23 protein-coding genes are annotated in these 24,194 nt (G+C 66.8%); 20 read left to right on the top strand and 3 right to left on the bottom strand.

Features of this window, described 5'->3' with window-relative positions; all coding sequences use genetic code 11:
- Positions 1–89: 89 nt before the first annotated feature.
- The 14 genes from rpoE to acpS all read left to right on the top strand — a co-directional run bounded on the left by rpoE (position 90) and on the right by acpS (position 11,839).
- A complete protein-coding gene (rpoE, locus tag ACPEES_RS12240) occupies positions 90–689 on the top strand; it encodes an RNA polymerase sigma factor RpoE (RefSeq protein WP_435103775.1) in 600 nt (199 codons plus the stop codon).
- Positions 682–1,311, top strand: a complete 630-nt coding sequence (locus ACPEES_RS12235) for a sigma-E factor negative regulatory protein (RefSeq protein ID WP_435103774.1) — start codon at positions 682–684, stop codon at positions 1,309–1,311. The genes rpoE and ACPEES_RS12235 overlap by 8 nt, the downstream gene beginning before the upstream one ends.
- Positions 1,295–2,299 (top strand): MucB/RseB C-terminal domain-containing protein, encoded by a 1,005-nt coding sequence (locus tag ACPEES_RS12230; RefSeq protein WP_435103773.1) that lies wholly within the window; start codon positions 1,295–1,297, stop codon positions 2,297–2,299. The genes ACPEES_RS12235 and ACPEES_RS12230 overlap by 17 nt, the downstream gene beginning before the upstream one ends.
- Positions 2,296–2,745 (top strand): SoxR reducing system RseC family protein, encoded by a 450-nt coding sequence (locus tag ACPEES_RS12225; RefSeq protein WP_435103772.1) that lies wholly within the window; start codon positions 2,296–2,298, stop codon positions 2,743–2,745. Before ACPEES_RS12230 ends, ACPEES_RS12225 begins: the two co-directional genes overlap by 4 nt.
- Entirely contained in the window at positions 2,745–4,169 is a 1,425-nt protein-coding gene (locus tag ACPEES_RS12220; RefSeq protein ID WP_435103771.1) for a DegQ family serine endoprotease, read from the top strand. Before ACPEES_RS12225 ends, ACPEES_RS12220 begins: the two co-directional genes overlap by 1 nt.
- A gap of 243 nt (positions 4,170–4,412) precedes the next feature.
- A complete protein-coding gene (lepA, locus tag ACPEES_RS12215) occupies positions 4,413–6,224 on the top strand; it encodes a translation elongation factor 4 (protein WP_435103770.1) in 1,812 nt (603 codons plus the stop codon).
- Positions 6,225–6,246: 22 nt separating this feature from the next.
- A complete protein-coding gene (lepB, locus tag ACPEES_RS12210) occupies positions 6,247–6,993 on the top strand; it encodes a signal peptidase I (RefSeq protein ID WP_435103769.1) in 747 nt (248 codons plus the stop codon).
- A gap of 55 nt (positions 6,994–7,048) precedes the next feature.
- Positions 7,049–7,393: a DUF4845 domain-containing protein gene (locus tag ACPEES_RS12205; RefSeq protein ID WP_435103768.1), complete on the top strand. Its 345-nt coding sequence runs from the start codon at positions 7,049–7,051 to the stop codon at positions 7,391–7,393.
- Positions 7,350–8,084: a ribonuclease III gene (gene rnc, locus ACPEES_RS12200; protein ID WP_435103767.1), complete on the top strand. Its 735-nt coding sequence runs from the start codon at positions 7,350–7,352 to the stop codon at positions 8,082–8,084. The genes ACPEES_RS12205 and rnc overlap by 44 nt, the downstream gene beginning before the upstream one ends.
- Entirely contained in the window at positions 8,081–8,986 is a 906-nt protein-coding gene (gene era / locus ACPEES_RS12195; protein WP_435103766.1) for a GTPase Era, read from the top strand. Before rnc ends, era begins: the two co-directional genes overlap by 4 nt.
- An 83-nt stretch (positions 8,987–9,069) precedes the next feature.
- Positions 9,070–9,618, top strand: coding sequence for a GNAT family N-acetyltransferase (locus tag ACPEES_RS12190; protein WP_435103765.1), 549 nt, complete (start codon positions 9,070–9,072; stop codon positions 9,616–9,618).
- Positions 9,619–9,958: 340 nt separating this feature from the next.
- Positions 9,959–10,735, top strand: a complete 777-nt coding sequence (gene recO, locus ACPEES_RS12185) for a DNA repair protein RecO (RefSeq protein WP_435103764.1) — start codon at positions 9,959–9,961, stop codon at positions 10,733–10,735.
- A complete protein-coding gene (gene pdxJ / locus ACPEES_RS12180; protein WP_435103763.1) occupies positions 10,725–11,462 on the top strand; it encodes a pyridoxine 5'-phosphate synthase in 738 nt (245 codons plus the stop codon). The genes recO and pdxJ overlap by 11 nt, the downstream gene beginning before the upstream one ends.
- Positions 11,459–11,839: a holo-ACP synthase gene (gene acpS, locus ACPEES_RS12175; protein ID WP_435103762.1), complete on the top strand. Its 381-nt coding sequence runs from the start codon at positions 11,459–11,461 to the stop codon at positions 11,837–11,839. The genes pdxJ and acpS overlap by 4 nt, the downstream gene beginning before the upstream one ends.
- A 16-nt stretch (positions 11,840–11,855) precedes the next feature.
- On the opposite strand, the gene ACPEES_RS12170 is transcribed toward acpS, so the two are convergent.
- Together ACPEES_RS12170 and ACPEES_RS12165 are read right to left on the bottom strand one after the other, a co-directional pair.
- Positions 11,856–12,716 carry a bifunctional nuclease domain-containing protein gene (locus tag ACPEES_RS12170; RefSeq protein WP_435103761.1) on the bottom strand — a complete coding sequence of 287 codons (861 nt, stop codon included), beginning with the start codon at positions 12,714–12,716 and terminating at the stop codon, positions 11,856–11,858.
- 182 nt (positions 12,717–12,898) lie between these two features.
- Positions 12,899–15,628 (bottom strand): ATP-binding protein, encoded by a 2,730-nt coding sequence (locus ACPEES_RS12165; protein ID WP_435103760.1) that lies wholly within the window; start codon positions 15,626–15,628, stop codon positions 12,899–12,901.
- A 311-nt stretch (positions 15,629–15,939) separates the two neighbouring features.
- Between ACPEES_RS12165 and araD the strand changes: the two genes are divergently transcribed.
- A complete protein-coding gene (gene araD / locus ACPEES_RS12160) occupies positions 15,940–17,670 on the top strand; it encodes an L-arabinonate dehydratase (RefSeq protein WP_435103759.1) in 1,731 nt (576 codons plus the stop codon).
- Between the two features lie 7 nt (positions 17,671–17,677).
- Here araD and ACPEES_RS12155 read toward each other — a convergent pair whose 3' ends face one another.
- Positions 17,678–18,640: a LysR family transcriptional regulator gene (locus ACPEES_RS12155; RefSeq protein WP_435103758.1), complete on the bottom strand. Its 963-nt coding sequence runs from the start codon at positions 18,638–18,640 to the stop codon at positions 17,678–17,680.
- A gap of 145 nt (positions 18,641–18,785) precedes the next feature.
- On the opposite strand from ACPEES_RS12155, the gene araD1 reads away from it, so the two are divergent.
- The 5 genes from araD1 to ACPEES_RS12130 all read left to right on the top strand — a co-directional run bounded on the left by araD1 (position 18,786) and on the right by ACPEES_RS12130 (position 24,164).
- The gene (gene araD1, locus ACPEES_RS12150; protein WP_435103757.1) at positions 18,786–19,778 is read left to right on the top strand and encodes an AraD1 family protein; all 993 of its coding nucleotides are present in this window, start codon (positions 18,786–18,788) and stop codon (positions 19,776–19,778) included.
- A gap of 37 nt (positions 19,779–19,815) precedes the next feature.
- Positions 19,816–21,003, top strand: coding sequence for a fumarylacetoacetate hydrolase family protein (locus ACPEES_RS12145; RefSeq protein WP_435103756.1), 1,188 nt, complete (start codon positions 19,816–19,818; stop codon positions 21,001–21,003).
- Between the two features lie 146 nt (positions 21,004–21,149).
- A complete protein-coding gene (locus ACPEES_RS12140) occupies positions 21,150–22,193 on the top strand; it encodes a TRAP transporter substrate-binding protein (protein WP_435103755.1) in 1,044 nt (347 codons plus the stop codon).
- A 67-nt stretch (positions 22,194–22,260) separates the two neighbouring features.
- Entirely contained in the window at positions 22,261–22,854 is a 594-nt protein-coding gene (locus tag ACPEES_RS12135) for a TRAP transporter small permease subunit (protein ID WP_435103754.1), read from the top strand.
- A gap of 8 nt (positions 22,855–22,862) precedes the next feature.
- Entirely contained in the window at positions 22,863–24,164 is a 1,302-nt protein-coding gene (locus ACPEES_RS12130; protein WP_435103753.1) for a TRAP transporter large permease, read from the top strand.
- Positions 24,165–24,194 lie beyond the last annotated feature (30 nt).

Genomic DNA, 24,194 nt, shown 5'->3' with positions numbered 1-24,194 from the left:
AGACGCTGTCAAAATCGCGAACTATCGATGATCCCCACTGTCTACCGCATTGAGCACTACCCAGCGACGGTCGCACGGGGCTGCGGCTGATGGCCGATTCCCGGGTGGACTCGGAGCTGGTAGCGCGGGTGAAGGCCGGCGACAAGCAGGCCTTCAACGTGCTGGTGCAGAAGTACCAGCACAAGCTGGTCAAGTTGATCTCGCGCTACGTGCACGATCAGGCGGAGGCGATGGATGTGGCCCAGGAGGCGTTCATCAAGGCGTATCGCGCCCTGCCGCGCTTCCGTGGCGATAGCAGCTTCTACACATGGCTGTATCGTATCGGCATCAACACGGCCAAGAACTACCTGGTCGCGCAGGGCCGGCGTCCGCCGGACAATGACGTCGACGCCCAGGATGCCGAGCGTTATGACGTGGATTCGCCGTTGAAGGATCACGAGACACCCGAGGCGCTTGCCCGGCGGGACGAGATCCAGCAGACGGTGATGGATGCCATCGAGGATCTGCCGGAGGATCTGCGCATGGCCATTACGTTGCGTGAGTTCGAAGGGCTGACCTACGAAGAGATCGCACAGACCATGGATTGCCCCATCGGGACGGTGCGTTCGCGCATTTTCCGCGCACGTGAGGCGATTGACCGGCGGTTGCGACCGCTACTGTCGGAGGCGACAGGTGACGGATATGAGTGAGAGCATCGACGAACAACTGTCGGCGTTGGCCGACGACGAGCTCCCCGAGCAGGAGGCGCCACTGCTGTTGCGGCGTATCAGCCGCGATCCCGAGCTCGTTGCCCGGCTGGGGCGCTACTACACCATCCGCGAGTCGCTCCACGGCGGCCTGACCGACGCCGTCGACGGCGGGGTGGCCGCCGGTGTTGCCGAAGCGCTGGAACACGAGGCGCCGCTTGCCGAGGAACCCGTCTCACCGCAAGGCACGGGGTCTGCCCGACGTTGGGCGATGCGCCTGGGCCGGCCGGCAGCCGGCGCAGCGATCGCGGCGTCCGTGGCGGTTATTGCAGTGACGCTCTGGTCGACACCGGAGACCGCACGCACGCCCTCGAGCGGCGCTCCGGCGGTGGTCGCGAGCGCACCCTCGCCCCAGGCGAGCCCTGCGGGCGGCGAGCTGGCGCGCACGGTGTCGGTGGGCGAGAACAGTGGTACGCAGGCGCGCGAGCAGTGGCAGCGCCTCGATCCGCAGGTCCAGCAGCGGTTGAACGGTTACCTGGTCAACCACAGTGAGAATGCGACCGTCTCCGGACCGGGCGGCGTGCTCAATTACGTGCGCATCGCCGGGCATGAGCGTTCGCAGTAGGCCCGTCCTGCCATGGATCGGCGTCGCGCTGGCAGCGTTCATCGGCTGTGTCGGCCAGGCCCGTGCCGACACGGCCTTGGCCCGTGAAGCACTGGAACGCATGGTTCACGCCATGCGCGGTACGAACTACACGGGGGTGTTCGTCTATCGTCAGGGGACCGATACCCTCGAGGCCATGCGTATCGTTCATCGCGGCGGCAATGGTGCCGAGCGCGAGCGCCTGTACTCACTCACCGGGGTGGCGCGTGAAATCGTTCGCGATGGCGACCGGGTGACGTGCATCCTCCCCGACAGCAACAGCGTCATGGTGGATCGCCGCCGTACGCGTAACCCCCTCGACAGTGTCCTGCCGGACGATCTCGACCGCATCGGGCGTCATTACCGGCTGAGCGCCAGTGGCGACGTCCGCATCGCCGGGCGTGATGCCCGGCGTATCCGCATCGAAGCCGGTGACGCATATCGCTACGGCTACCGGTTCTGGGTGGACGGTGCGACCGGTCTGATGTTGCGCGCGGACCTCGTCCATGGCGGCGAGGTGCTCGAGCAGATCATGTTCACCGAGCTCGAGCTGCCTGAGCGGATTCCCGAAGCCTGGCTGGAGCCGCGCTATTCCGGCCAGGGGTACACCTGGTACCGCACGCCGGAGGAGCAGCCGGAAAAGCTGGGCTTCGAGCCCACCTGGCGCCCGGGTTTCGTGCCCGCCGGTTTCGAGTTGCGTTTGAGCGAACGGCGCAGCATCCCAGTCGTCAGCGATGAGCCGGTGGAGCACCAGCTCTACTCCGACGGGCTCACGGCGATCTCAGTGTACGTGAGCGCGCTGGACGACGAAGAGGCGCCCTTCGACGGGCTTTCACGCATGGGGGGCCTGACCGCCGTCGGTCGAGTCGTGGGCGGGCGCCAGGTGGTCGTCGTCGGCGAGGTGCCGGCGCGCGCGGTTATCGAGGTGGCGCAGTCACTGACGCTCGAACCGGGGGCGGGGAGTCCGTGATCACCGAGCGCGGCGAGGTCGTGGCGGTGGAACCCGGCGTGCTCTGGGTTCAGACCACACCGACGGCGACCTGTGACGGCTGTGCCGTGCGCAGCGGCTGCGGCACCGGAGCGCTGAGCAGCTTTCTCGCCCGCGGACGCCGCCCGCTTCGTATCGCCTGCGATGTGCCGGCCCGGGTCGGGGATGCCGTCGTGCTCGGCATTCGGGAACGACTGTTGCTCACGGGCTCGATGGTCGTGTATCTGCTGCCACTATTGTGGCTGCTGACGGGCGCGATGGTCGGGCATATCCTGGCCGACCGGCTTGGCGGTCCGCCGGATGCCGGAGCGGTGCCGGGCGGCCTGTTGGCGCTCGTCGCCTGGTGGGTGGTCATCGGGCGGTTGCCGGCGCGCGCGCCCACCGTCCACGTACTCGAAGTGCTTGCGCCAACCGAGGAGAGAGGGTAATGCGAGGGCGAATCCGTGCGGCCACCTGTGCCTGGCTCCTGCTCGCATGCTGGCCGGCGTGGGCGCTGGCAGCCGTTGCCGGGGCAAACCTGCCTGACTTCACGGAGCTGGTGAAAGCGAATAGCCCCGCGGTCGTCAACATCAGCACCACCCGCGCGCCGCGCACGGAAGAATCCGGCGGCGGTCGCCAGGGAATGCCGAAACTGCCGGAGGACCACCCGTTCCGCGATTTCTTCGACCGTTTCCTCGGCGAGGAAGACGACGGGCCGCGCTGGCCGTCGATCCCCAATGAGTCGCTGGGTTCCGGGTTCATCATTTCCGACGACGGCTACATCCTCACGAATCACCATGTCGTCAGCAACGCCTCCGAGATCATCGTGCGTCTGAGCGACCGCAGGGAGTTCACCGCCGAGCTGGTCGGAGTGGACCGGCGCAGCGACCTGGCGTTGCTGGATATCGACGCCGAGTCGCTGCCGGTGGCGGCGATCGGAAGCTCCTCCGAGCTCGAAGTGGGCGAGTGGGTGCTCGCCATCGGCTCGCCCTTCGGCTTCGAGCACTCCGTGACCGCCGGCATCGTCTCCGCCACCGGGCGCAGCCTGCCGAGGGAGAATTACGTGCCCTTCATCCAGACGGACGTGGCCATCAACCCGGGCAACTCCGGTGGGCCGCTGTTCAATCTCGATGGCGAGGTGGTGGGGATCAACTCCCACATCTACAGCCGCACCGGCGGCTTCATGGGCGTGTCCTTCGCCATTCCCGTGGAGCTCGCCATGAACGTCGCCGACCAGCTCAAGAGCGGGGGCAGTGTCTCCCGGGGCTGGCTCGGCGTGCTCATTCAGGACGTCACCCGCGAGCTGGCGGCATCCTTCGGCATGTCCCATCCCCAGGGCGCGCTGGTCGCGCAGGTGATCGACGACAGCCCGGCAGCGGATGCCGGCCTTCGGGTCGGTGACGTCATCGTTCGCTTCAACGGTCGCGAGGTCCCCACATCCGGCGCGCTTCCGCCCATGGTGGGCCGAACCGGCGTGGGTGAGACCGTGCCCGTCGAGGTGATTCGCGACGGCGAGCGCGAAACCCTCGAGATCCGGATCGGCGAGTTGCCCGAAGAGCCCCGGACCCTCGCTGCCCCCGACGGTCGGATCGAGAAACTCGGCCTTGCCGCCGAGCCGCTGGATGAGGCGGCTCGCGAGGCGCTGGAGCTTGGCGACGAGATCGCCGGCGTCGTCGTGACCGAGGTTGAACCGGGGCCGGCGCGCGATGCCGGCGTCAAGCCGGGAGACGTGATCAGCCGCCTGGACCGCAAGCCCGTGACCGGTGTCGCCGATCTGCGCCGAATTGTCGCGGAGCTCGACGGCGGGCGCAGTGTGCCGGTGCTCGTTCGCCGCGGTGACGGGCCACGCTTTCTCGCGCTTCGCATCCCTTGATTTGAGACGCGCCCGGGAAAGCCGTATCTTACTCATCTTTTCGCCGGCACTGCTCGTGTCGGTCAGCGCCAGCGTGCCGGCACGAGGCAGTCGCTCCGGGAAGACGAGTAGCCGGCTTTCGAACCGACGATCGTGGTTCGCCCGCTCCCGGAAGTTTCAACAGGCGCCGGGGCCTGCCGCATAGGCAGCCCCGGCGCGGCGTTTCGGTCTGGTATGGCCCGTGCGTCCGCAACCGGAGTCTCTATGGCATCCCAGTCGATGGATCACATTCGGAATTTCTCCATCATCGCGCACATCGATCATGGCAAGTCGACACTCGCCGACCGCCTGATCGAAATGTCGGGCTCGCTCAGCAACCGCGAGATGGCCGACCAGGTCCTGGACTCCATGGACCTGGAGCGCGAGCGGGGTATCACGATCAAGGCGCAGAGTGTGTCGCTGGAGTACAAGGCTCGCGACGGCAGAACGTACCAGCTGAACTTCATCGATACCCCCGGCCACGTAGACTTCTCCTACGAGGTGAGCCGGTCGCTTTACGCCTGCGAGGGGGCGCTGCTGCTGGTCGATGCTTCCCAGGGTGTCGAGGCGCAGAGCGTGGCCAACTGCTACACGGCGGTGGACCAGGGCCTGGAAGTGCTGCCGGTGCTCAACAAGATCGACCTGCCATCGGCAGAGCCGGAGCGCGTGATCCACCAGATCGAAGAGATCATCGGCCTCGACGGGACCGAGGTGCTCAACATCTCGGCGAAGACCGGTGCGGGCGTGGACGATCTGCTCGAAGCGCTGGTGCAGCGCATTCCCGCCCCCAAGGGCGACCCGGACGGCTCGCTGAAGGCGCTCATTATCGATTCCTGGTTCGACAATTACCTGGGCGTCGTTTGCCTGGTGCGCGTGTTCGACGGCGAGCTCAAGAAGGGCGACAAGATCCGCGTGATGTCCACCGGCCGGGAGTTCCAGGTGGACGATCTCGGCATCTTCACGCCAAAGCGCACGCCCTGGAGCTCGCTCACCTCCGGACGGGTGGGCTTCGTCGTCGCGGGTATCAAGGATATCGACGGCGCCCCGGTGGGTGACACGCTCACCCATGCCAACAAGCCCACGGAGTCGCCGGTCCCCGGGTTCAAGGTCGTCCAGCCGCGGGTGTTCGCCGGTGTCTTTCCGGTCAATGCCGACGATTACGAAACCTTCCGCGACGCGCTCGGCAAGCTGCGCCTCAACGACGCCTCGCTCGCCTACGAGCCGGAGACGTCACAGGCGCTCGGATTCGGTTTCCGCTGCGGCTTCCTGGGCATGCTCCACATGGAGATCATCCAGGAGCGGTTGGAGCGCGAGTACGGGCTGGAGCTGATCACGACCGCGCCCACCGTGGTGCACGAGGTGGTGACCACCGAGGGCGAGGTGATCCATGTTCACAATCCCTCTCAGCTACCGGGGCCGGGGGACATCGAGGAGATCCGCGAGCCGATCATCCATGCCAGTATTCTCGTGCCGCAGGAGCACGTCGGGGCGGTGATCAAGCTCTGCGAGGAGAAACGCGGCACGCAGAAGGACATGCAGTACGTGGGCAACCAGATCTCGCTGGAATACGAGATGCCCATGGCCGAGGTGGTGCTCGATTTCTTCGATCGGCTGAAGTCCGCGAGCCGCGGCTATGCTTCCTTCGATTACGAGTTCCGTCGCTTCGAGGCCGCTTCACTCGTCAAGCTCGACGTGCTGGTCAATGGTGACCGCGTGGACGCGCTGTCGACCATCGTCCACCGCGATCACGCTCAGAGCCGTGGTCGCGAGCTCACCGAACGTCTCAAGGAAATCATCCCGCGGCAGATGTTCGAGGTGGCGATCCAGGCAGCCGTGGGCTCGAAGGTCATCGCGCGCTCGACGGTCAAGGCGATGCGCAAGAACGTCACGGCCAAGTGCTACGGCGGCGATATCACGCGCAAGAAGAAACTGCTCGAGAAGCAGAAACAGGGCAAGAAACGCATGAAGCAGGTGGGCAAGGTCGAGATTCCCCAGGATGCCTTCCTCGCCGTCCTGCAGGTGGATCAAAACAAGTAGACGGGCACCACGGGCGAGGCAAATGCTGGATTTCGAGACATTGCTGGTGATCTTCACCCTGTTCAGCGGGGTGATCTGGTTCTGGGACAGGCTCTGGCGCCGGCGGCGGGCGAAAGACGAGAAGGATCCGTGGTACATCGACCTCCCGCGATCACTGTTTCCGGTCATACTCGCGGTGCTGGTCATCCGCTCGTTCATCGTCGAGCCGTTCCGCATTCCCTCCGGCTCCATGATCCCGACCCTCCTGCCGGGGGATTTCATCCTGGTCAACAAGTTCGCCTACGGCATCCGCCTGCCCGTGGCGCACAACAAGGTGATCTCCATCGGCGAGCCCGAACGCGGTGACGTGGTCGTGTTCCGCTATCCGAAGGATCCTTCCCAGGACTACATCAAGCGGGTCGTCGGCCTTCCGGGGGACGAGATCGTCTACCGGGACAAACGCCTTTACATCAACGGCGAGCTCATGGAGCAGGCCGCGCTCGGCGAATACCAGGGGAACCCGTTGGTGTCGTTGCGGCGGGAGGCCATCGGCGAGGTCGAGCACCAGTTGCTCGTTCACGAACGCGCGCCGGGCCGGCGGAAGAGACTCCGTGTGCCCGAGGACTCGTACTTCATGATGGGCGACAACCGCGATCGCAGCTCCGACAGCCGCGTGTGGGGCTTCGTTCCGGAGGAGAATCTGGTGGGGCAGGCTTTTCTGATCTGGATGAGCTGGGATATGAAAGAAGGCGGCCTACACTGGAGCCGGATTGGCGATACCATTGAGTGAATACAGGGAACCGGGGGAATTGACCGTGCAGGGAACGAGGCGGAAACAACGTGGTATGACATTCGCGGGCCTGGTGATGGTGCTGGTGTTGCTGGCTTTCGCCGCGCTCATCGCCATGCGTCTGGTACCGCTGTACATGGAGTCCTATTACGTGGGGAGTATCCTCAGCAATCTGAGCTCCGAGGCACGCTTCAGCGCCGACGACCGGCGCTCCGTACGCGAGACGTTCGCCCGGCGGCTGTCCATCAATGACGTCGACAGTGTCGATGCCTCGGATCTGGAGTTCACCGAGGTGCCCGGTGGCACGCAGATCAGCGTGGAGTACGAGACCCGTAGCCCGCTGATCGCCAACCTGGATGTGGTGGCCCGTTTCCACAAGACGGCGGTATTGCGGAACTGACGTGGACCCCGACGAACTGCAGTGCAATCTCGGGTATCGATTCGCGCAGGAGGAGCTGCTCACGCGGGCACTGACTCATCGCAGCGCGACCGGCCCCAATAACGAGCGTCTGGAATTTCTCGGCGACAGCGTGCTCAACTTCGTCATCGCCGACGAAGTCTTCCACCGACGTATCGAGGCGCGTGAAGGGGAGCTCAGCCGCCTGCGCGCGAGCCTGGTCAACAAGGAATCGCTGGCGCGTCTGGCGAAGACCCTGGGGCTCGGCGAGCACGTGCGCCTTGGCGGCGGCGAGCTCAAGACCGGCGGACACCGGCGGGAATCGATTCTCGCCGATGCCCTCGAAGCGGTTTTCGGCGCGGTGTACCTGGACGGCGGCTTCGCGGCCTGCCGCGAGGTGATCAGCGCGCTCTACAGCGATCGACTGGCGCATTTACCGAGTCCGCGCCAGCTCAAGGACCCGAAGACCCGGCTGCAGGAGCACCTGCAATCCCGCCGGCTATCACTGCCGGAGTACCGTGTCCTCGACGTGCGCGGCCGTGCCCACGACCAGACATTCCGGGTGGAGTGCCGCGTCGGCGAGCTCGAGGCGGTGAGCGAAGGCGTCGCCGGCAGCCGCCGCAACGCCGAGCAGCAGGCCGCCGAGAACATGCTTGCGCACCTCGAAGCGCAGCAGCGAAAGGACGACCGATGAACGAAATCAGCGGCGAGATGCGCAGTGGCTTCGTAGCGCTCGTGGGCCGGCCCAACGCCGGCAAGTCCACGCTGCTCAACGCACTGCTCGGGCAGAAGGTGAGCATCGTCACGCGCAAGCCGCAGACGACCCGCCACCGCATCATCGGTGTTCACCACCGCGATGGTGCCCAGATCGTCTACGTGGATACCCCGGGACTGCACCGGGCCGCCGGCACCGCCATGAACCGCTACCTCAACGAGGCAGCCTCGCAGGCGCTGGCGGACGTGGACGTGGTCGTCGTCGTGGTGGATGCCACGCGCTGGACCGAGGACGACGACCTGGTGCTCAAACGCCTGGCTGGGCGCTCGGCGCCTGTTATCCTCGCGGTGAACAAAGTGGACCGGGTCAAGGAGAAATCCAGGCTGTTGCCGCTCATCGAGCGCCTCACGACGCGCCACGACTTCGCGGCCGTGGTACCGGTCTCCGCGCGGCGCGGTACCAATCTGGAGGCCCTCGAGGGCGAGATCACATCGCGTCTGCCGGAAGGGCCCGCGCTCTTTCCCGAGGACCAGGTCACCGACCGTTCCGAGCGATTCATGGCCGCCGAGCTCGTCCGCGAGCAGCTCATGACGGCGCTCGGCCAGGAGCTGCCTTACGCGACCACCGTGGAAATCGAGGCGTTCGAGGAAGAAGGCCGCCTGCGGCGCATCGCCGCCGTGGTGTGGGTGGAGCGTGCCGGGCAGAAGAAGATCGTGATCGGCGAAGGGGGGCGCCGGCTGAAGCATGTCGGCCGCGCCGCGCGTGAGGAGATGGAGCGTCTGTTCGATGCCCGCGTGTACCTCAAGCTGTGGGTCAAGGTACGCGAGGGCTGGTCCGATGACGAGCGCGCGCTGCGTTCGCTCGGCTACGGCGAATTCTAGTGTCCTGAGTCAGCATGTCGTTGCATGACTGACCTTCTCGAGCGTATTGCCAGGCGAGAGGCGGCGACGAGCGGACGTCGATCATGACAGGGACCGAGGGAAAGGCGAGCGCACGTGTGGTGCTCAGGCCGACGAGCGCGGAGGACCGGGAAGCGCTCTTCGCGATCTACGCCTCGACCCGCACCGAGGAGCTGGCGCTGCTTGCCTGGAGCGAGTCGCACAAGGACCGGTTCCTGCGCATGCAGTTCGAAGCCCAGGACCGCCACTACCGGGGCCATTTCCCCGACGCGAGCTTCCAGGTCATCGAGGTCGATGGCGGCGTTGCCGGACGCCTGTACGTGGACCGGCGCGCCGACGAGATACGCATCGTCGACATCGCGTTACTGCCGGCGTACCGCAACGCCGGTATCGGGGGCGGACTGCTAGCGGCGCTGATCGAGGAGGGCTCGACCCATCGCCTGCCGGTCAGTGTCCACGTCGAGAAGAACAATCCCGCGTTGCGGCTGTACCGCCGGCTCGGATTCCGGGAGGTGGGCGACGCCGGCGTCTACTGGCTCCTGCGCCGGGATCCGGACACCGCGGCGGACGCGCAGCGCGAACCCGGGAGCAGAGACCCATGCCGAGGCACTTGAGCAGAAAGGGGCTCGCGGCGTGCCCCGATGAAGCCCCGGCGAGCGAGCTCGATGCCGACACAGCTGATCCTGCGGCTGCGTCAGGCAATCGCTCAGGAGGACGGCGGGAGCGAGCAGGCGCTCCCGGTGCTGTTCCACGCTTCCGCGCCTGGTTCCGCCCCGGAGGACCGGTCGGCTCACACAGCGCAAGCGCGGCCATCTGGTCGGGATTCCGGTACCCGCCGGGTCGGCCGAGGGCACCGGCGGCGATGATGCGCGCCGGCGCCTGCCGGCGCTAAGATGGATGACCCGCCGGCGCTCCGCCGGGAACGATACGGGTACCATCGCCCATGGGTAGCACATGACCGACGCTCGCGCCGGCTCGCTGGAGCCGGCCTATCTGCTCCACCGACGCGCGTTTCGTGATACGAGTCTGCTGATCGAATGCTTCACCCGTGACCATGGCCGCGTGGGTCTGGTCGCCCGTGGGGCACGCCGCCAGCGCTCGAGCCTTCCGGGGGTGCTGCAGCCGTTCCAGCCGCTGAACCTGTCCTGGCGGGGCCGCGGCGAGCTGGGTACGCTGCATCAGGCGGAGATCGCGGGTCCGCCGCGTCTGCCCCGGCGAACGCGGCTGGTCAGCGCCTTCTACGCCAACGAGCTGCTCATGCGCGTGCTCGCCCGGGAGGATCCACACCCGGAGCTGTTTGATCACTACACCGGGCTCATCACCGCCCTCACCATGGAGGCGGGGGCGGAAGCGGCGTTGCTGCGCCTGTTCGAGCGTGATCTGCTCGCCAGTCTCGGCTACGGTCTGCAGCTTACCCATGACATCGCCGGGTACCCCCTGGAGCGCGAGCGGCTGTATCGCTACGATCTGGACGCTGGACCCCGGCCCCTCGGCGCCGCCGAGTGGGCGCCGCTGCCGGTTTCCGGGGCAGTGCTGCTGGGGATCGCCGACGGCGATCCGGAGGTGGCCGGCAGTCGTGAGGCGCGGGATCTGATGCGCGCGGCGCTGCGTCCGCACATCGGCGACCGGCCGCTGCGCAGCCGCGAGCTCTACCGCCGGCAACAGCGCGGTGGCGCCGAAACGGCGCATCGCCCGGACGACACAGACACAGGAGACGTCAATGGCGAGTGACATCCTGCTGGGCGTGAACATCGACCACGTCGCCAGCATCCGTCAGGCGCGGGGCACGCGCTATCCCGATCCGCTCCAGGCGGCGCTGCTGGCCGAGCAGGCAGGCGCCGACGGGATCACGGTGCACCTGCGCGAGGACCGCCGCCACATTCAGGACCGGGACGTTCGCATGCTCGCAGAGGTGCTGCAGACGCGCATGAATCTGGAAATGGCGATGACCGACGAGATGGTCGGCATCGCCGAGTCGGTTCGCCCGCGCCACTGCTGCCTGGTGCCGGAGCGCCGCGAAGAGCTCACCACCGAGGGCGGGCTGGACGTGGCCGGCCAGGTGGCGAGAACCCGGGAGGTCTGCACGCGACTCGCCGCGGCCGGCGTGGAGGTGTCGCTGTTCGTGGACGCCGACCATGGTCAGCTCCAGGCCGCGGCGGAGGCCGGAGCCCCCACCGTGGAGATTCACACCGGCGAGTATGCGGACGCTCCAGACCCCGAGAGCGCCGATCGGGCCTTGCGCCGGGTGGCCGAGGCGGTTGCCTATGCCCGGGGCCTTGGCCTGACAGTGAATGCCGGCCATGGCCTGCACTACCACAACGTCGAGGCCGTCGCGGCGCTGCCCGGGCTCAACGAGCTCAACATCGGCCATGCGATCGTCGCACGGGCGTTGTTCACGGGGTTCGAGGAGGCGGTCGCCGAGATGAAGCGCCTCATGCGCGAGGCCGCCCGGCGGTGAGCATCGTCGGCATCGGCAGCGATATCGTTGCCATTGCCCGCATCAGGCGGCTAGCCGCGGATCCGGACTCGCGCTTCGCCCGCCGGGTGCTGTGCGAGGCGGAACGTTCGCATGGAAGGCGTCAGGCGGATTTCGCCGCCTTCGTCGCTCGCCGATTCGCCGCCAAGGAGGCGGGGGCCAAGGCCCTGGGGACGGGCATCGCCGCGGGTATCGGATTCCATGACCTGATGGTGAGCAACGACGGGCGCGGCGCCCCGTCCCTGGCGCTCACCGGCCGCGCTGCCGAGCGCGCCGACGCGCTCGGCGTACATCGCTGCCATCTCACCATCTCCGACGAGCGCGAGTACGCCGTCGCCTTCGTGGTGCTGGAGGGCTGACGGCAGCAGGCGAGCCTCACAGACTGCGGCCACGCGGCTCGTCGCCGCTGGCCGTCGGCACGTCCGTGGACAGCGCCAGCGCGTGCTCTTCGTCGTCCTGCCAGTATGCGAGCTGGGCTTGTTCGCCCTCGGTTGTCTCGCGCACCAGGCGCAGGAAGTCCATGGGCGTTGCCGGTGTCTCGCCATTGACGCCGGTAATCAGGCTGCCGGGCTCCATGCCCGCCTCGGCGGCCGCTCCGGTGGTGCGGCTGACGAGCACGCCATCGCTGTCCGGCAGGTCCATGGCCTCCCGCAATTCCTCGGTTGCCCGCACGACCGTGATGCCGAGCGCGGTGACCGCTTGGTGGTTCTCGAGGCCGCGGAAGGTTAGATCCCGCCCTGCCTCGAGCACTTCCCCGGCCACCTGGATGGAGGCGCCGGTGCGCGCTGCCAGCGCCAGAGCGTCGCTGGGGCGGGTATCCACCATGACCGGTTCCTCCCGGTCCGGCAGCCGCAGGACGAGCATTCCCAGATAGACGCTGTTGACGATGTCATCGACGTAAACGCGGATGAGCTCGGCGCTGGAGGCTTCCAGCAAGTCGAGGATCAGATCGTGTGTCATCGGCCGCGGCGTCGGGACGCCGTGCAGCGCCATGAGGATAGAGCGCGCCTCGGCGGGGCCGATGAATATCGGCACGATGTCGCCGGAGTCCGGCTCCCGCAGCAACACCACCGGCGAGCCGGAGCGTGTCTCGACGCCCACCGTGGCGAGCTCGACGGCGTGCATGTCTTCCTCGTCGGCGGCGAGCTCGCGCGCCGGGCTTTGCGAGAGCGGCGCCATGACGGCGGCGCCAAGGATCAGGAGGCCGGCAAGCGGCCACAACCAACGGGTGCCCATTCGGCACCTCCACCGCGTCAGCGGATACGGTCTGCCTACTAATCTTCTCAGAGGTATTGTCTGGTGCTCTGACACATGACAATACCTCTGAGAAGCTTAGTAAAGCAGCTTGGCACCGTCGGTGTCCGCAGTCCACTCGGTCCGGCGGTTCCGCGGTATGAGAGAAACCGTATTTCGCCGGGTCAACCGCTGCCTTCGCCCGCGTGGCGCGTGCCGTCCTCGTCGAGGGTTGCCTCGATGGCGCGAAGCAATGTCTCCATGCCGGCCGGCACGCCCACACGATCCTCCTCGATCAGGATGTCCTCGAGCGCTGCACAGGCGGCCTTGAGCTCCGGCAGGCGGCAGACGCTCACGGCGCCGTGCAACCGGTGCACGCGCTCGCGCATCGTCTCCAGATCGCCGGTACGGAAGGCCTCCCGGATGCGGCGGCGGTGCTCGGGCAACTCGGCCACCAGCATTTCGCGCAAGGCGATGTCCGGCTCGGGGTCGGGGGCGGGGGTGGGTTCGGATTGCCCGGTTGCGGTTTCCGGGTCGCGAACGGCGCGCAGGATCTGTTCCTCGGTAACCGGCTTGATCAGGCAGTCGTCCAGCCCCGCCTGCAGCAGGCGTTCGCGCTCGCCACGCATGGCATTGGCCGTGAGCGCGATGATCCGCGGTGGTTCGCCATCGGTGGGCAGTTCACGAATGCGGCGACTCGCCTCCTCACCGCTCATCCCGGGCATATGGATGTCCATGAAGATCACGTCGAAGCGCTCGTGCCGGCAGGCCTCGACGGCGGAGCGCCCGTCCACGGCCTCGACCACGCGCACGTGATTGCGGGCGGCGATCGTGGTGATGAGCTTGCGGTTGATCTCGTTGTCGTCGACGACTAGCAGATTGAAGTTATCGGCCTCGCGCGCCGTTGTCCCGGCAGGCGCCGGTGGCGCAGCCGGCTCCGATGGTTTCACGGTGGTGGTCGGGCCGGGTAGCCGGGCAGGGGCGGGTGCGGTGAATTCGCCGGGCGCGACAATGCGGCAAAGCTCTCGGAAGACCGTCTGGCGGCGCACCGCGCGGGGCAGGCTGACAACGGCGCCCGCCTGATAGAGATCGCGCAGCTCGTTGCGGTCGACCGTGCTCGCCAGCACCACGACCGGCGTTCCATGGCGCTGGGCGCTGGCCAGGGCGGGCATGGCCGCACGCTGGTTCAGCTCCCGCCGGCCGAGCCCGAGTACCACGAAGTCCCAGCCGCCTTCGCCGAGACGGGACGCCAGGGCATCCGGCGCCGATTCTTCCACGGTCATGCCCCAGCCTTCGAGCTGGTGACGCAGCGCCAGCCGGGTGAGCGCGTCCGGGTCCGCCAGCAGCGTGCGTCGGCCGTCGAGGGGTGTCGCCGGTTCGGCGGTGCTGCCGGTGCGCTGCTTGAGCAGATCCGCCGTGAACGAGAAAGTCGATCCTTCTCCGGGTTCGCTCTCCAGCTCGATCGTGCCGCCCATTTGCTCGACGAGCTTGCGCGAAATGATGAGCCCGAGGCCGGTGCCGCCGAAACGGCGGGTGAGGGAGGTATCCGCCTGGCTGAACGCCTTGAACAGCTTGTGCCGATCCGCCGCGCTCAGCCCGATGCCGGTGTCGGTAACGCTGACCCGTATCTCGGCACGGTCGCCATGATCCTCCTCGAGCATCACGCGCACGACCACTTGCCCCGCGGGCGTGAACTTGATCGCGTTGTGCACCAGGTTGGTGAGAACCTGACGCAGCCGCAACGGGTCGCCGAAGAGCTCGGTGGGCACGTCCGCGTACACCAGGTGGACGAGCTCCAGACCCTTGCCGTAGGCGCTCGGTGCCAGCAGCGAGAGCACCTCTTCGACGCAGTCGCGCAGGTCGAAGGCGATGCTGTCCACTACCAGCTTGCCCGCTTCGATCTTCGAGAAATCGAGAATGTCGTTGATGATGGTGAGCAGGTTGCTGCACGACTCGCGGATGGTGTCCACGTAGTCGCGTTGCTCGGCGGTGAGCGGGCTGTGGTAGAGCAGGTCAGCGAAGCCCACGATGCCGTTGATGGGCGTGCGGATCTCGTGGGAGACGTTGGCGAGGAACTCGGACTTCACCTTGCTCGCCTCCAGAGCCCGCTTGCGCGCCACGTCGAGCTCGACGTTCTGCACTTCCACCGCCTGCAGCGTCTGGCGCAGCTCCGAGGTCGTCTGCTTGACCTGATCTTCCAGTCCCTCGCGACTGGCACGCAGTGCGCTGGTCATGGCGTTCATCGCGCGCTCGAGCTCCCCCAGCTCGCCCTCCGATCCGCCGCGCAGGCGGGCGTCCAGGTGGCCTTCCTCGAGACGCTGGGCGAAGCGCGTGATCCGTCGCAACGGGGCGCGAATGCTGCTCGCGGTGACGGAGGCGAGCAGTGCGGCGACCACCAGCATGGCGCCCACCAGCGCGGCCGGCGGCAGCAGAACCGCCGCGTACTGGCGGTAAGCCCAGTCGGGATCCGGCGTCAGCGTGAGCTCTCCGAGGCGCTGGCCGGATCTGTCCGGGCCGGTCACCAGTGACAGCGGTAGCGTTACCGGCGATGGGTCGAAGTCCTGGAAGGCCGTCACGACGATAAACGCCTGCCCCAGTGCCGAGAGAAGTGGCGAAGACGGCTCGCTCTTCGCCTGCCAGCGCCCGCGTCGGGTGTCGTGCACCGTCGCCGCCGCTACCGTATCGCGTTCGACGAGCCGCTCGACCAGGTTTTGCAGGCGCTCGTCGTCGCTGCTGCGCAGGGCTTCGCGGGCCGGCTCGCGCATTTCGTGTGCCGCGAGCGAGACCTGCCGGTCGAGCGCGGTGCGCATGTGATCCAGGTGTTCGCGGCTTAGCAGCAGTAGCAGGGCGAATGCGGTGCACAGGGTGGGCACCATGACTGCCACCATGATCCGCCAGCGCGTGTCCCAGCGCATGGGTTCCGTCCCCCAGGGCGTCATCGGCGCAGGGCGCCGCTCGAATGAACCCGCCCATTATGGCGTTCCCGGAGCGCCCCGTGCACGTCGGCCGCCCCGGGAACCCCGGAATCCGCCCGCCACTTGGCATCCGCGCCGTGGGCCGGCGGAAGGGGCCACCAATGGTTGGCTATTACATATTCATGAATGTGTATCTTTTAATCACTAATCCAGCATTAGAAAGTTATACATGCGATTGCTAGCGTCGCCGGTAGATCTCAACCCACGGAGCGCGTGGTATCGCCGCGCCGCCACAACCGGGATCCGGACACATGAGTGACGAAAACAAGCGATCACAGTACCGCAGCCAGGCGTGGTTCGGTGGTACCGACAAGGACGCTTTCCTCCACCGCAGCTGGGCGAAGAACAACGGCCTGCCGGATGACGCCTTCGATGGCCGCCCGGTGATCGGCATCTGCAACACCTTCTCCGAGCTGACGCCCTGCAATGCGCATTTCCGCGAGCTGGTCGAGCATATCAAGCGTGGTGTGATCGAGGCCGGCGGCACACCCTTCGAGTTCCCGGTGTTCTCCTGTGGCGAGACCATGTTGCGGCCCACCGCCATGCTCTTCCGCAACCTCGCCTCCATGGACGTGGAGGAGGCCATTCGTGGCAATCCCATGGACGGCGTCATCCTCATGGCCGGCTGCGACAAGACGACGCCTTCGCTGCTCATGGGGGCGGCGAGCTGCGATCTGCCCACCGCGCTGATCTCCGGCGGGCCGATGCTCAACGGGCGTTTCCGCGGGCGCACGCTCGGCTCCGGCACGGACGTCTGGAAGTTTTCGGAAGAGGTCCGCAGCGGTCGCATGTCGCAGGAGTCGTTCATGGCCGCCGAGAGCGGCATGTCCCGCTCGCCCGGGCACTGCATGACCATGGGAACGGCGTCCACCATGGCGTCCATGTCCGAGGCGCTGGGCGTCACGCTCGCCGGCAATGCCGCCTACCCGGCGGTGGACGCGCGGCGAAACCGGCTCGCGCGGCTGACCGGCCGGCGCATCGTGGACATGGTCAAGGAAGATCTGCGTCTCTCGCGGGTGCTTACCCGGGCCGCGTTCGAGAACGCCATTCGTGTCAACGGGGCCATCGGCGGTTCCACCAACGCGGTGATTCACCTGCTGGCCATCGCCGGCCGCGTCGGCGTGGAGCTCGATCTGGCGGACTGGGACCGGCTCGGCCAGGACGTTCCCTGCCTGGTCAATCTCATGCCCTCGGGCGAGTACCTCATGGAGGACTTCTGCTATGCCGGCGGCCTGCCGGCGGTGATGAAGAAGATCGAGGACGTGCTTCATCATGACGCCGTCACGGTCTCGGGGCACACCATGGGTGAACAGCTCCGGGATGCGGAGTGCTTCGACGACGAAGTGATCCGCGATCGCGACAACCCGGTCTTTCACCAGGGGGGCATCGCCGTGCTTCGTGGCAATCTCGCGCCCCAGGGGGCTGTGATCAAGCCATCCGCTGCCTCGCCGCACCTCATGCGGCACACCGGCCGCGCGGTGGTCTTCGAGAACATCGAAGACTTCAAGGCCCGTATCGACGATCCGGCGCTGGATGTGGACGAGAACTGCGTGCTCGTGTTGAAGGGGGCCGGCCCCAAGGGGTATCCGGGCATGGCGGAGGTGGGCAACATGCCGTTGCCACGCAAGGTGCTGGAGAAAGGCGTGCGGGACATGGTCCGTGTCTCGGATGCACGCATGTCCGGCACCGCGTTCGGAACCGTTGTGCTGCATGTCGCCCCTGAGTCGGCGGCCGGCGGACCGCTGGCGCTGGTGGAGGACGGTGACACCATCGAGCTCGACGTCGCCGAGCGGCACCTGGCGCTGAAAGTCGACGAGGCCGAGCTGGAACGTCGCCGGGCGCGGTGGCAGCCGGTTCCCCATACCATGGAGGGCGGTTACCAGAGCCTCTATGTGGAACGGGTGCAGCAGGCCGACCAGGGCGCCGACCTGGATTTCCTCGTGGGCTGCCGCGGCGCGGAGGTGCCCCGCGAGAGCCACTGAGACCGGTTCATCCCTCGAGCCCGGCAGTGCCGCGCTGCCGGGCGACGATATCGTGAATCGTCGTTTTCATCGCGGCTGCGCCCGGCGAGAGCGGCCGGTCGCGCAGGCACACTATGCCGAAGGGCTTGACCGTGAAGCGGGGCTCGAATGGGAGGATGGTGAAGCGCTGCGGGTCGCACAGCCATTCCGCCACCGGTCGTGAAATCACCGTGATGGCATCCATTTTTTCCACCAGCGCCAGTGACACGAGGATGGACTGCGTATCCACGATGTCCCGCGGCGGGGTTACGGCGCTTTCCAGCAGCAGCCGCTCGACGCGCTGGCGTAGCAGGCCGGTGGGTGGTTGCAGCACCCACACGTACGGCGCCATGTCCTCGAGGGTGACGATGTTGCGCTCGGCGAGGGGATGGTGGCGGCGGCAGACGAAACACAGCGGCTCTTCGCTGATCTCTTCGTAGGTCAGCGCGTCGCCGGTCTCCACCTCCGGCGCCCGGGCGAGCACGAAATCGAACGTCCCGGCGCGCAGTCCTTCCATCAGGCGCGGGCTCACGTTCACCTCGATGCTGACCTTGAGGTTGGGCCGTTCGCGCTGGACCGCTTCCATGGCTTCGGTGAGCAGATCCACCGCCGCCGGCATGACCGTGCCCAGGGACACGGTGCCGCCGCGGCCGTGGTGCAGGGCGCTGAGCTCCTCGCCGGCCTGACTGAGCTCCGCGAGCACGGTTCGCGAGTGTCGGATCAGGATCTCGCCGTACCAGTTTGGTCGCACGCCCCGTGACTGGCGTTCGAACACCGAGACCCCGAGCAGGTGTTCCAGGTCGCTCAGCAGCTTGGAGGCGGCGGGCTGGCTCATGTTCAGGCTTGCCGCCGCACGGTTGATATTGCGGTGCTCGTCGAGGGCGACGAACAGCTGCATGTGACGCAGTTTCAGACGAATGCGCAGGAACCAGTCCGCTGGCAGATCCCGCATGGCGACGCCTCCGTGACACAGCCCAGTGATCTCATGTTAATAACAAAACACGTATAAATAAATAAACCATTAAGCATTGGATGGTTATGTCTGGCGCCGTAGCGTTTGTTCCACGTGAGGAGAGAACCGCCGTGGAGTCGACGACATGAAACTGCTCCAGATCATGGGAAACGAGGGGACGCCACGGGTCGTGACAGTCCCGGGCGACGGTGTCAGCGGCCATGAGGTCAGTGGCGTCACCAGCGTCTACGAGCTCGCCCGCCGTGCCGCCGACGAGGGACGGACGCTCGCCGACGTGGTGGCCACCTGCGATCGCGGGCCCGACGTGGACGTGGAGGCCGCTCTGAACGACGGCGCTGTCATCGCCCCCGTTCATCACCCCGATCCGGCCCACATGCTGATGACTGGCACCGGTCTGACGCATCTCGGCAGCGCCGACGGCCGCGACCGCATGCATCGGGCTACGGCGGACGGGGACAATCCCACCGATTCCATGAAGATGTTCCGGCTCGGTGTCGAGGGCGGCAGACCGGCGGCCGGGACGATGGGGGTGCAGCCGGAGTGGTTCTACAAGGGGGACGGCTCCATCGCGGTGGGCCCGGGCCAGGCCCTGGTCTCCCCCGGTTTTGCCCGGGATGGCAGCGAGGAGCCGGAGATCGCCGCCGTCTACATCATCGCCGCCGACGGTACGCCCTGCCGTCTGGGGTACGTGCTGGCCAACGAGTTCTCTGACCACGTCACCGAGCGGGAGAATTATCTCTACCTGGCGCACTCGAAGCTGCGTGCCTGCGCGCTGGGCGGCGAGCTACTCGTCGGCGAGCTGCCCGCGAACCTCCGCGGTGTTTCGCGTCTGCGACGGGACGGGGCGGTGATCTGGGAGCAGCCGTTCGTCACCGGCGAGGAGAACATGTGCCACAGCATCGCCAACCTGGAGGCGCATCACTTCAAGTACCCGGTCTTCCGCCGGCCCGGCGACATTCACGTGCACTTCCTGGGCACGGCCACGTTGAGCTTCAGCGACGGCGTGCGCACCCGCGACGGTGATGTATTCGAGATCGAGGCGAATCCGTTCGCACTGCCGTTGCGCAACCCGATGACGGTGGTCGAGACCGAAGTACCGACCGTACGCGCGCTGTGACCGCGTCGCCTGCCGCGAGATCGCAAGGAGACTCTCCATGTCGACGCCTTCCCCGCTTCTGACCGGCGCCGGCGTCCTGCCTCGGGATGCGGATCGTGCCTGTCTCGTGGGCCGTGCGTGGTCCCCGGATCGGGGCGGCCCCTGTCTGGTGACTGTTCGTGACGGTTTCGTCTACGACATCACCAGTCCGCGGTTGCCGACCATGCGCGACCTGCTGGAAACCCGCGACCCGGCCCGCGAGGCGGCAACCGCCCCGGGTGAGCGTATGGCGGCGCTGGAGGAGGTGTTCGCCAACTCCGACGCGACAGCCCACGACCCGCACCGGCCATGCCTGATCGCGCCCGTGGATCTGCAGGCCATCAAGGCCTCGGGTGTGACGTTCATTGCCAGCCTGCTCGAACGCGTCATCGAGGAACAGGCGCAAGGCGACCCGGCACGCGCCGCCGATGTCCGCGCCGACATTCATGAGCTCATCGGCGCGGACCTGTCGACGCTGGAGCCCGGGTCCGCGGCGGCGATGGCGCTCAAGGAGACGCTCGTAGCCCGTGGCGTTTGGTCGCAGTATCTCGAGGTGGGCATTGGTCCCGACGCCGAGATATTCACCAAGGCGCAACCGCTGTCGGCGGTGGGCACCGGAGCGCACGTGGGTATTCACCCGGCGTCGCAGTGGAACAATCCGGAGCCGGAGATCGCGCTCGCGGTGAACAGCCGTGGCGTCATCGTCGGCGCAACCCTCGGCAACGACGTCAACCTGCGAGATCTGGAAGGGCGTTCGGCGCTGTTGCTGGGCAAAGCCAAGGACAACAATGCGAGCTGCGCCCTGGGCCCGTTCATCCGGTTGTTCGATGAGCGCTACGAGCTGGATGACGTGCGCGCCGCGGAGGTGTCGCTGACAGTGGTCGGTGGCGACGGTTTCCGGCTCGAGGCGAACAGCGCCATGTCGCAGATCAGCCGTGATCCGCAGCGCCTGGTCACCGCCACCATCGACGACAACCACCAGTACCCGGACGGCCTGGTGCTGTTGCTGGGAACACCGTTCGCGCCCGTGCAGGATCGCGACGAGGCAGACAAGGGGTTCACCCATCATTCCGGTGACGTCACGACCATTGCCGAGCCGCGCCTGGGCGCCCTGTCGAACCGTGTGCGACCCACCAATGCATGCCCGCGATGGACGTTCGGCACGGGTGCACTCATGCGCAACCTGGCCACCCGCCATCTGCTGTAGCCAGCCGGCCGTCGTGATTGCCGGACGACGACGGCCGCAGTCACCAAACCAAAGTGAAGCCATGAGCGTGGCCGGCCCGTGCTGCCGGTCCGCCTTCACCGGGACTGCGCCCGACACGCAGACCACAGAGCGAGGAGAGGAGAACCATGAAAAATCCCGATGCTACCAGCCGCATTAGCGCAACCGTCGCGGCCGTCGGCCTGGCGGCCGGCGCGCTCGCCGCCGCCCCGGCCGCGGACGCGGCAACCTATGAGTGGACCTTCCAGACCACCGAGTCGGCGGGCTCTCCGCTGGTCAAGATGCAGAAGGACTGGGCCGAGCGCGTCAACGTGATGAGCGACGGCGAGATCGAGATCGAGATCCTGCCGGTGGGTGCGGTGGTGCCCAATACCCAGACGCTGAACGCCATCGGCAGCGGCGTCCTCGACGGGCACATCACGGATCCAAGCTACTTCAGTGGCCAGAATCCTGCGTTCGGCATGCTCGGCAACCTCGTGGGCGCCTGGAGCGATCCCATGCAGTTTCTCGAGTACATGAACTATGGCGGCGGCGAGGCGCTGTACAACGAGCTCGTCGAGCCCTATGGCGTGCATCTCATCGGCGCTACTGCCGCCGGCCTGGAGTCGTTTGTCTCGAGCCGTCCCATTCGCAGCGTCGAGGACCTCGAAGGGCTGAAAATGCGTGCCCCCCAGGGGATGGTGAACAACGTGTTCAGCAACGCCGGTGCCACGCCCGTGAATCTGCCCACCTCGGAGGTGTACACGGCGCTGGAGAAGGGCGTGATCGACGCCGCGGACTACAACACGTTCGCCAATAACCAGCAGCTCGGCCTGCATCAGTTCGCGCCGTACCCGGTCTATCCCGGGTTTCACTCCCTGCCCATGGGCGCGGTTTCGCTCAACAAGGACATCTGGGACGAGCTGCCGGAGCACCTCAAGGTTCTGCTCGAGACCTCGGTGGACCACATGGCCTACGACATCGCCTTCCGCCTGCAGCAGCTCGACATGGAGGCCGTCGACAAGGCCCGCAATAACGGTGACATCGAGATTATCGACCTGCCTGCCGAGGAACGCGCGAAGTTCCGCCGCATCGCTCGCAAGGAGTGGGCCGTGTGGGCGGAGAAGAACGACATGACCCGCAAGGTTTACGACTCCGTCGTCGCCTTTCTCGAGAAGCGTGACCTGATGTAACCGCCGCCGCCGTGGGCCGGCTTGCGGCCCACGGCGGCCTCGAATCCGTCGAGGAGGAGAAGCGATCATGACCGCCAACGTCTCCCGGGCCGAGGTAACCGGGTCGCAGGACGCGCCGGCGGACGGCCAGGCCGCACGCGCGCACGGCGCGCGTACCCGGTTCGATCACTGGATCAACCGCAGCGCCCCGGAAATCGCCTGGCTCGCGTTCGCGGCGATGGCCATCAGCGTCATCGAAGTGTTCCTGCGCTACGGCTTCGCATCGCCGACGTCCTGGGTTCACGAAACGGTCGTCTTCCTGGTGGCTGTACTGTTCTGCCTGGGCGGGCCGGTGGCGCTGGCGCGGGACAGCCATATTCGCGTGCGCCTGATCTATGACGCCGCGGGCCCCCGCCTGCGGCGTGCGCTCGACGTGTTCAACGATGCCGTCACGCTGGGCTTTTGCGGGGCGATTACCTACGCGGCCTGGGTCATGGTCTCGAATTCGGTGATCGCGCCGACCGGGGAGTGGACGCTGGAGCGCTCGGGCTCGAGCTGGAATCCGCCGTTCCCGAGTTTCACCAAGGCCGTCATTCTGCTCGCCGCACTGGTGATGACGCTGCAGGCCGCGCTGCACCTGTGGCAATCCGTGCGCGGCGGCAATCCGGCAGCTCGGGGGTAGGGGCAGGTATGGATATCGCAACCGCCACCTACGTGCTGGTGGGCTCGATCTTCGCTCTGCTGCTCACCGGATTGCCACTGGCTTTCATTACCGGGCTCGTCGCTCTGCTCTTCACGCTGGGCTTTTTCGGCCCCGATGCGCTGCCACTGGTCACCACGCGTATCTACGGTTTCGTGACCGAGTACTCGCTGGTGGCCGTGCCCATGTTCGTGCTCATGGCCTCGTTGCTGGACCGCTCCGGCATCGCGCGGGACCTGTTCAACGGCATGCGGGTGTTCGCGGGCCGACTGCCCGGCGGCGTCGCGGTGCAGACCATCGTCGTTGCGTTCTTCCTGGCCGCCATGTCCGGGATCATCGGCGGCGAGATCGTGCTGCTCGGCATTCTGGCGCTGCCGCAGATGCTGCGCCTTGGCTACCACCGCAATATCTCCATCGGCGTGGTCTGCGCCGGCGGTGCGCTGGGCACGATGATGCCGCCGTCCATCGTGCTCATCATCTACGGGTTGCTGGCGAGTGAGTCCATCGCCGATCTGTTCACTGCCGCGGTCACGCCGGCGCTCATTCTCATGGGTTCGTACGTTGCGTACGTGCTCACCCGCTGCCTGATGCGTCCGGAGCTCGGCCCGCCGCTTTCCGAGGAGGAGCTGCGCGCACCGGGGCATTCCCGGCTGGGCGCGCTCAAGGCGGTGCTCTCGCCGGCGTGCATCGCCGCCATGGTGCTCGGGTCCATCTACGGCGGCATCGCGTCGGTGACGGAGGCGGCGGCCATGGGCGTGTTCGCAGTGGTCCTGCTGGTGGCACTGCGCGGCGAGCTATCCGTGGTCATCATCCGCGACAGCCTCACCCAGACCATCAATACCTGCGGCATGATCGTGTGGATCGGCGTCGGCGCGGCGATCCTCGTGGGCGTGTACAACCTCATGGGCGGCAACCGGTTCGTCGCCGACAGCATCCTCGGGCTGGATCTCGCCCCCATTGCCATCGTGCTGGTGATGATGGCGATTCTCATCGTATTGGGCCTGTTCATGGACTGGATCGGTATCGCCATGCTCACGCTGCCGATCTTCGTGCCCATCGTCGAGAAACTGGGCTACGACCCGGTGTGGTTCGGGATTCTCTTCGCGATAAACATGCAGGTCTCTTTCCTGAGCCCGCCGTTCGGTCCGGCCGCCTTTTATCTCAAGGGCGTGGCGCCGCCGGAGATTTCGCTGCGGGATATCTACGGCTCGCTGCTGCCGTTCATCGCGATCCAGGTGGGTGTGCTGGCGTTGATGCTGGCGTTCCCGCAAGTGGCGATCTGGCCGCTGTGATAGCGAGCCTCGTCGGCGGGCGTGTGCCGG

Origin of the sequence: Arhodomonas sp. AD133 (assembly GCF_051195215.1) — a bacterium.
Classification (GTDB): Bacteria; Pseudomonadota; Gammaproteobacteria; order Nitrococcales; family Nitrococcaceae; genus Arhodomonas.
Note: the sequence above shows the minus strand (reverse complement) of the source record. Positions and strands in the feature narration are given on the sequence as shown.

Bases quoted from the DNA above. Each gene is read 5' to 3' on its own strand.
- era (WP_435103766.1), top strand. From the start codon at position 8,081: ATGAACGAAATCAGCGGCGAGATGCGCAGTGGCTTCGTAGCGCTCGTG.
- pdxJ (WP_435103763.1), top strand. From the start codon at position 10,725: ATGGCGAGTGACATCCTGCTGGGCGTGAACATCGACCACGTCGCCAGC.
- rpoE (WP_435103775.1), top strand. From the start codon at position 90: ATGGCCGATTCCCGGGTGGACTCGGAGCTGGTAGCGCGGGTGAAGGCC.
- ACPEES_RS12230 (WP_435103773.1), top strand. From the start codon at position 1,295: ATGAGCGTTCGCAGTAGGCCCGTCCTGCCATGGATCGGCGTCGCGCTG.
- lepB (WP_435103769.1), top strand. From the start codon at position 6,247: ATGCTGGATTTCGAGACATTGCTGGTGATCTTCACCCTGTTCAGCGGG.
- araD1 (WP_435103757.1), top strand. From the start codon at position 18,786: ATGAAACTGCTCCAGATCATGGGAAACGAGGGGACGCCACGGGTCGTG.
- ACPEES_RS12130 (WP_435103753.1), top strand. From the start codon at position 22,863: ATGGATATCGCAACCGCCACCTACGTGCTGGTGGGCTCGATCTTCGCT.
- ACPEES_RS12140 (WP_435103755.1), top strand. From the start codon at position 21,150: ATGAAAAATCCCGATGCTACCAGCCGCATTAGCGCAACCGTCGCGGCC.
- araD (WP_435103759.1), top strand. From the start codon at position 15,940: ATGAGTGACGAAAACAAGCGATCACAGTACCGCAGCCAGGCGTGGTTC.
- ACPEES_RS12155 (WP_435103758.1), bottom strand. From the start codon at position 18,640: ATGCGGGATCTGCCAGCGGACTGGTTCCTGCGCATTCGTCTGAAACTG.
- ACPEES_RS12190 (WP_435103765.1), top strand. From the start codon at position 9,070: ATGACAGGGACCGAGGGAAAGGCGAGCGCACGTGTGGTGCTCAGGCCG.
- ACPEES_RS12235 (WP_435103774.1), top strand. From the start codon at position 682: ATGAGTGAGAGCATCGACGAACAACTGTCGGCGTTGGCCGACGACGAG.
- ACPEES_RS12145 (WP_435103756.1), top strand. From the start codon at position 19,816: ATGTCGACGCCTTCCCCGCTTCTGACCGGCGCCGGCGTCCTGCCTCGG.
- lepA (WP_435103770.1), top strand. From the start codon at position 4,413: ATGGCATCCCAGTCGATGGATCACATTCGGAATTTCTCCATCATCGCG.
- rnc (WP_435103767.1), top strand. From the start codon at position 7,350: ATGTGGTGGCCCGTTTCCACAAGACGGCGGTATTGCGGAACTGACGTG.
- ACPEES_RS12135 (WP_435103754.1), top strand. From the start codon at position 22,261: ATGACCGCCAACGTCTCCCGGGCCGAGGTAACCGGGTCGCAGGACGCG.
- recO (WP_435103764.1), top strand. From the start codon at position 9,959: ATGACCGACGCTCGCGCCGGCTCGCTGGAGCCGGCCTATCTGCTCCAC.
- ACPEES_RS12220 (WP_435103771.1), top strand. From the start codon at position 2,745: ATGCGAGGGCGAATCCGTGCGGCCACCTGTGCCTGGCTCCTGCTCGCA.
- ACPEES_RS12170 (WP_435103761.1), bottom strand. From the start codon at position 12,716: ATGGGCACCCGTTGGTTGTGGCCGCTTGCCGGCCTCCTGATCCTTGGC.
- ACPEES_RS12205 (WP_435103768.1), top strand. From the start codon at position 7,049: ATGACATTCGCGGGCCTGGTGATGGTGCTGGTGTTGCTGGCTTTCGCC.
- ACPEES_RS12165 (WP_435103760.1), bottom strand. From the start codon at position 15,628: ATGCGCTGGGACACGCGCTGGCGGATCATGGTGGCAGTCATGGTGCCC.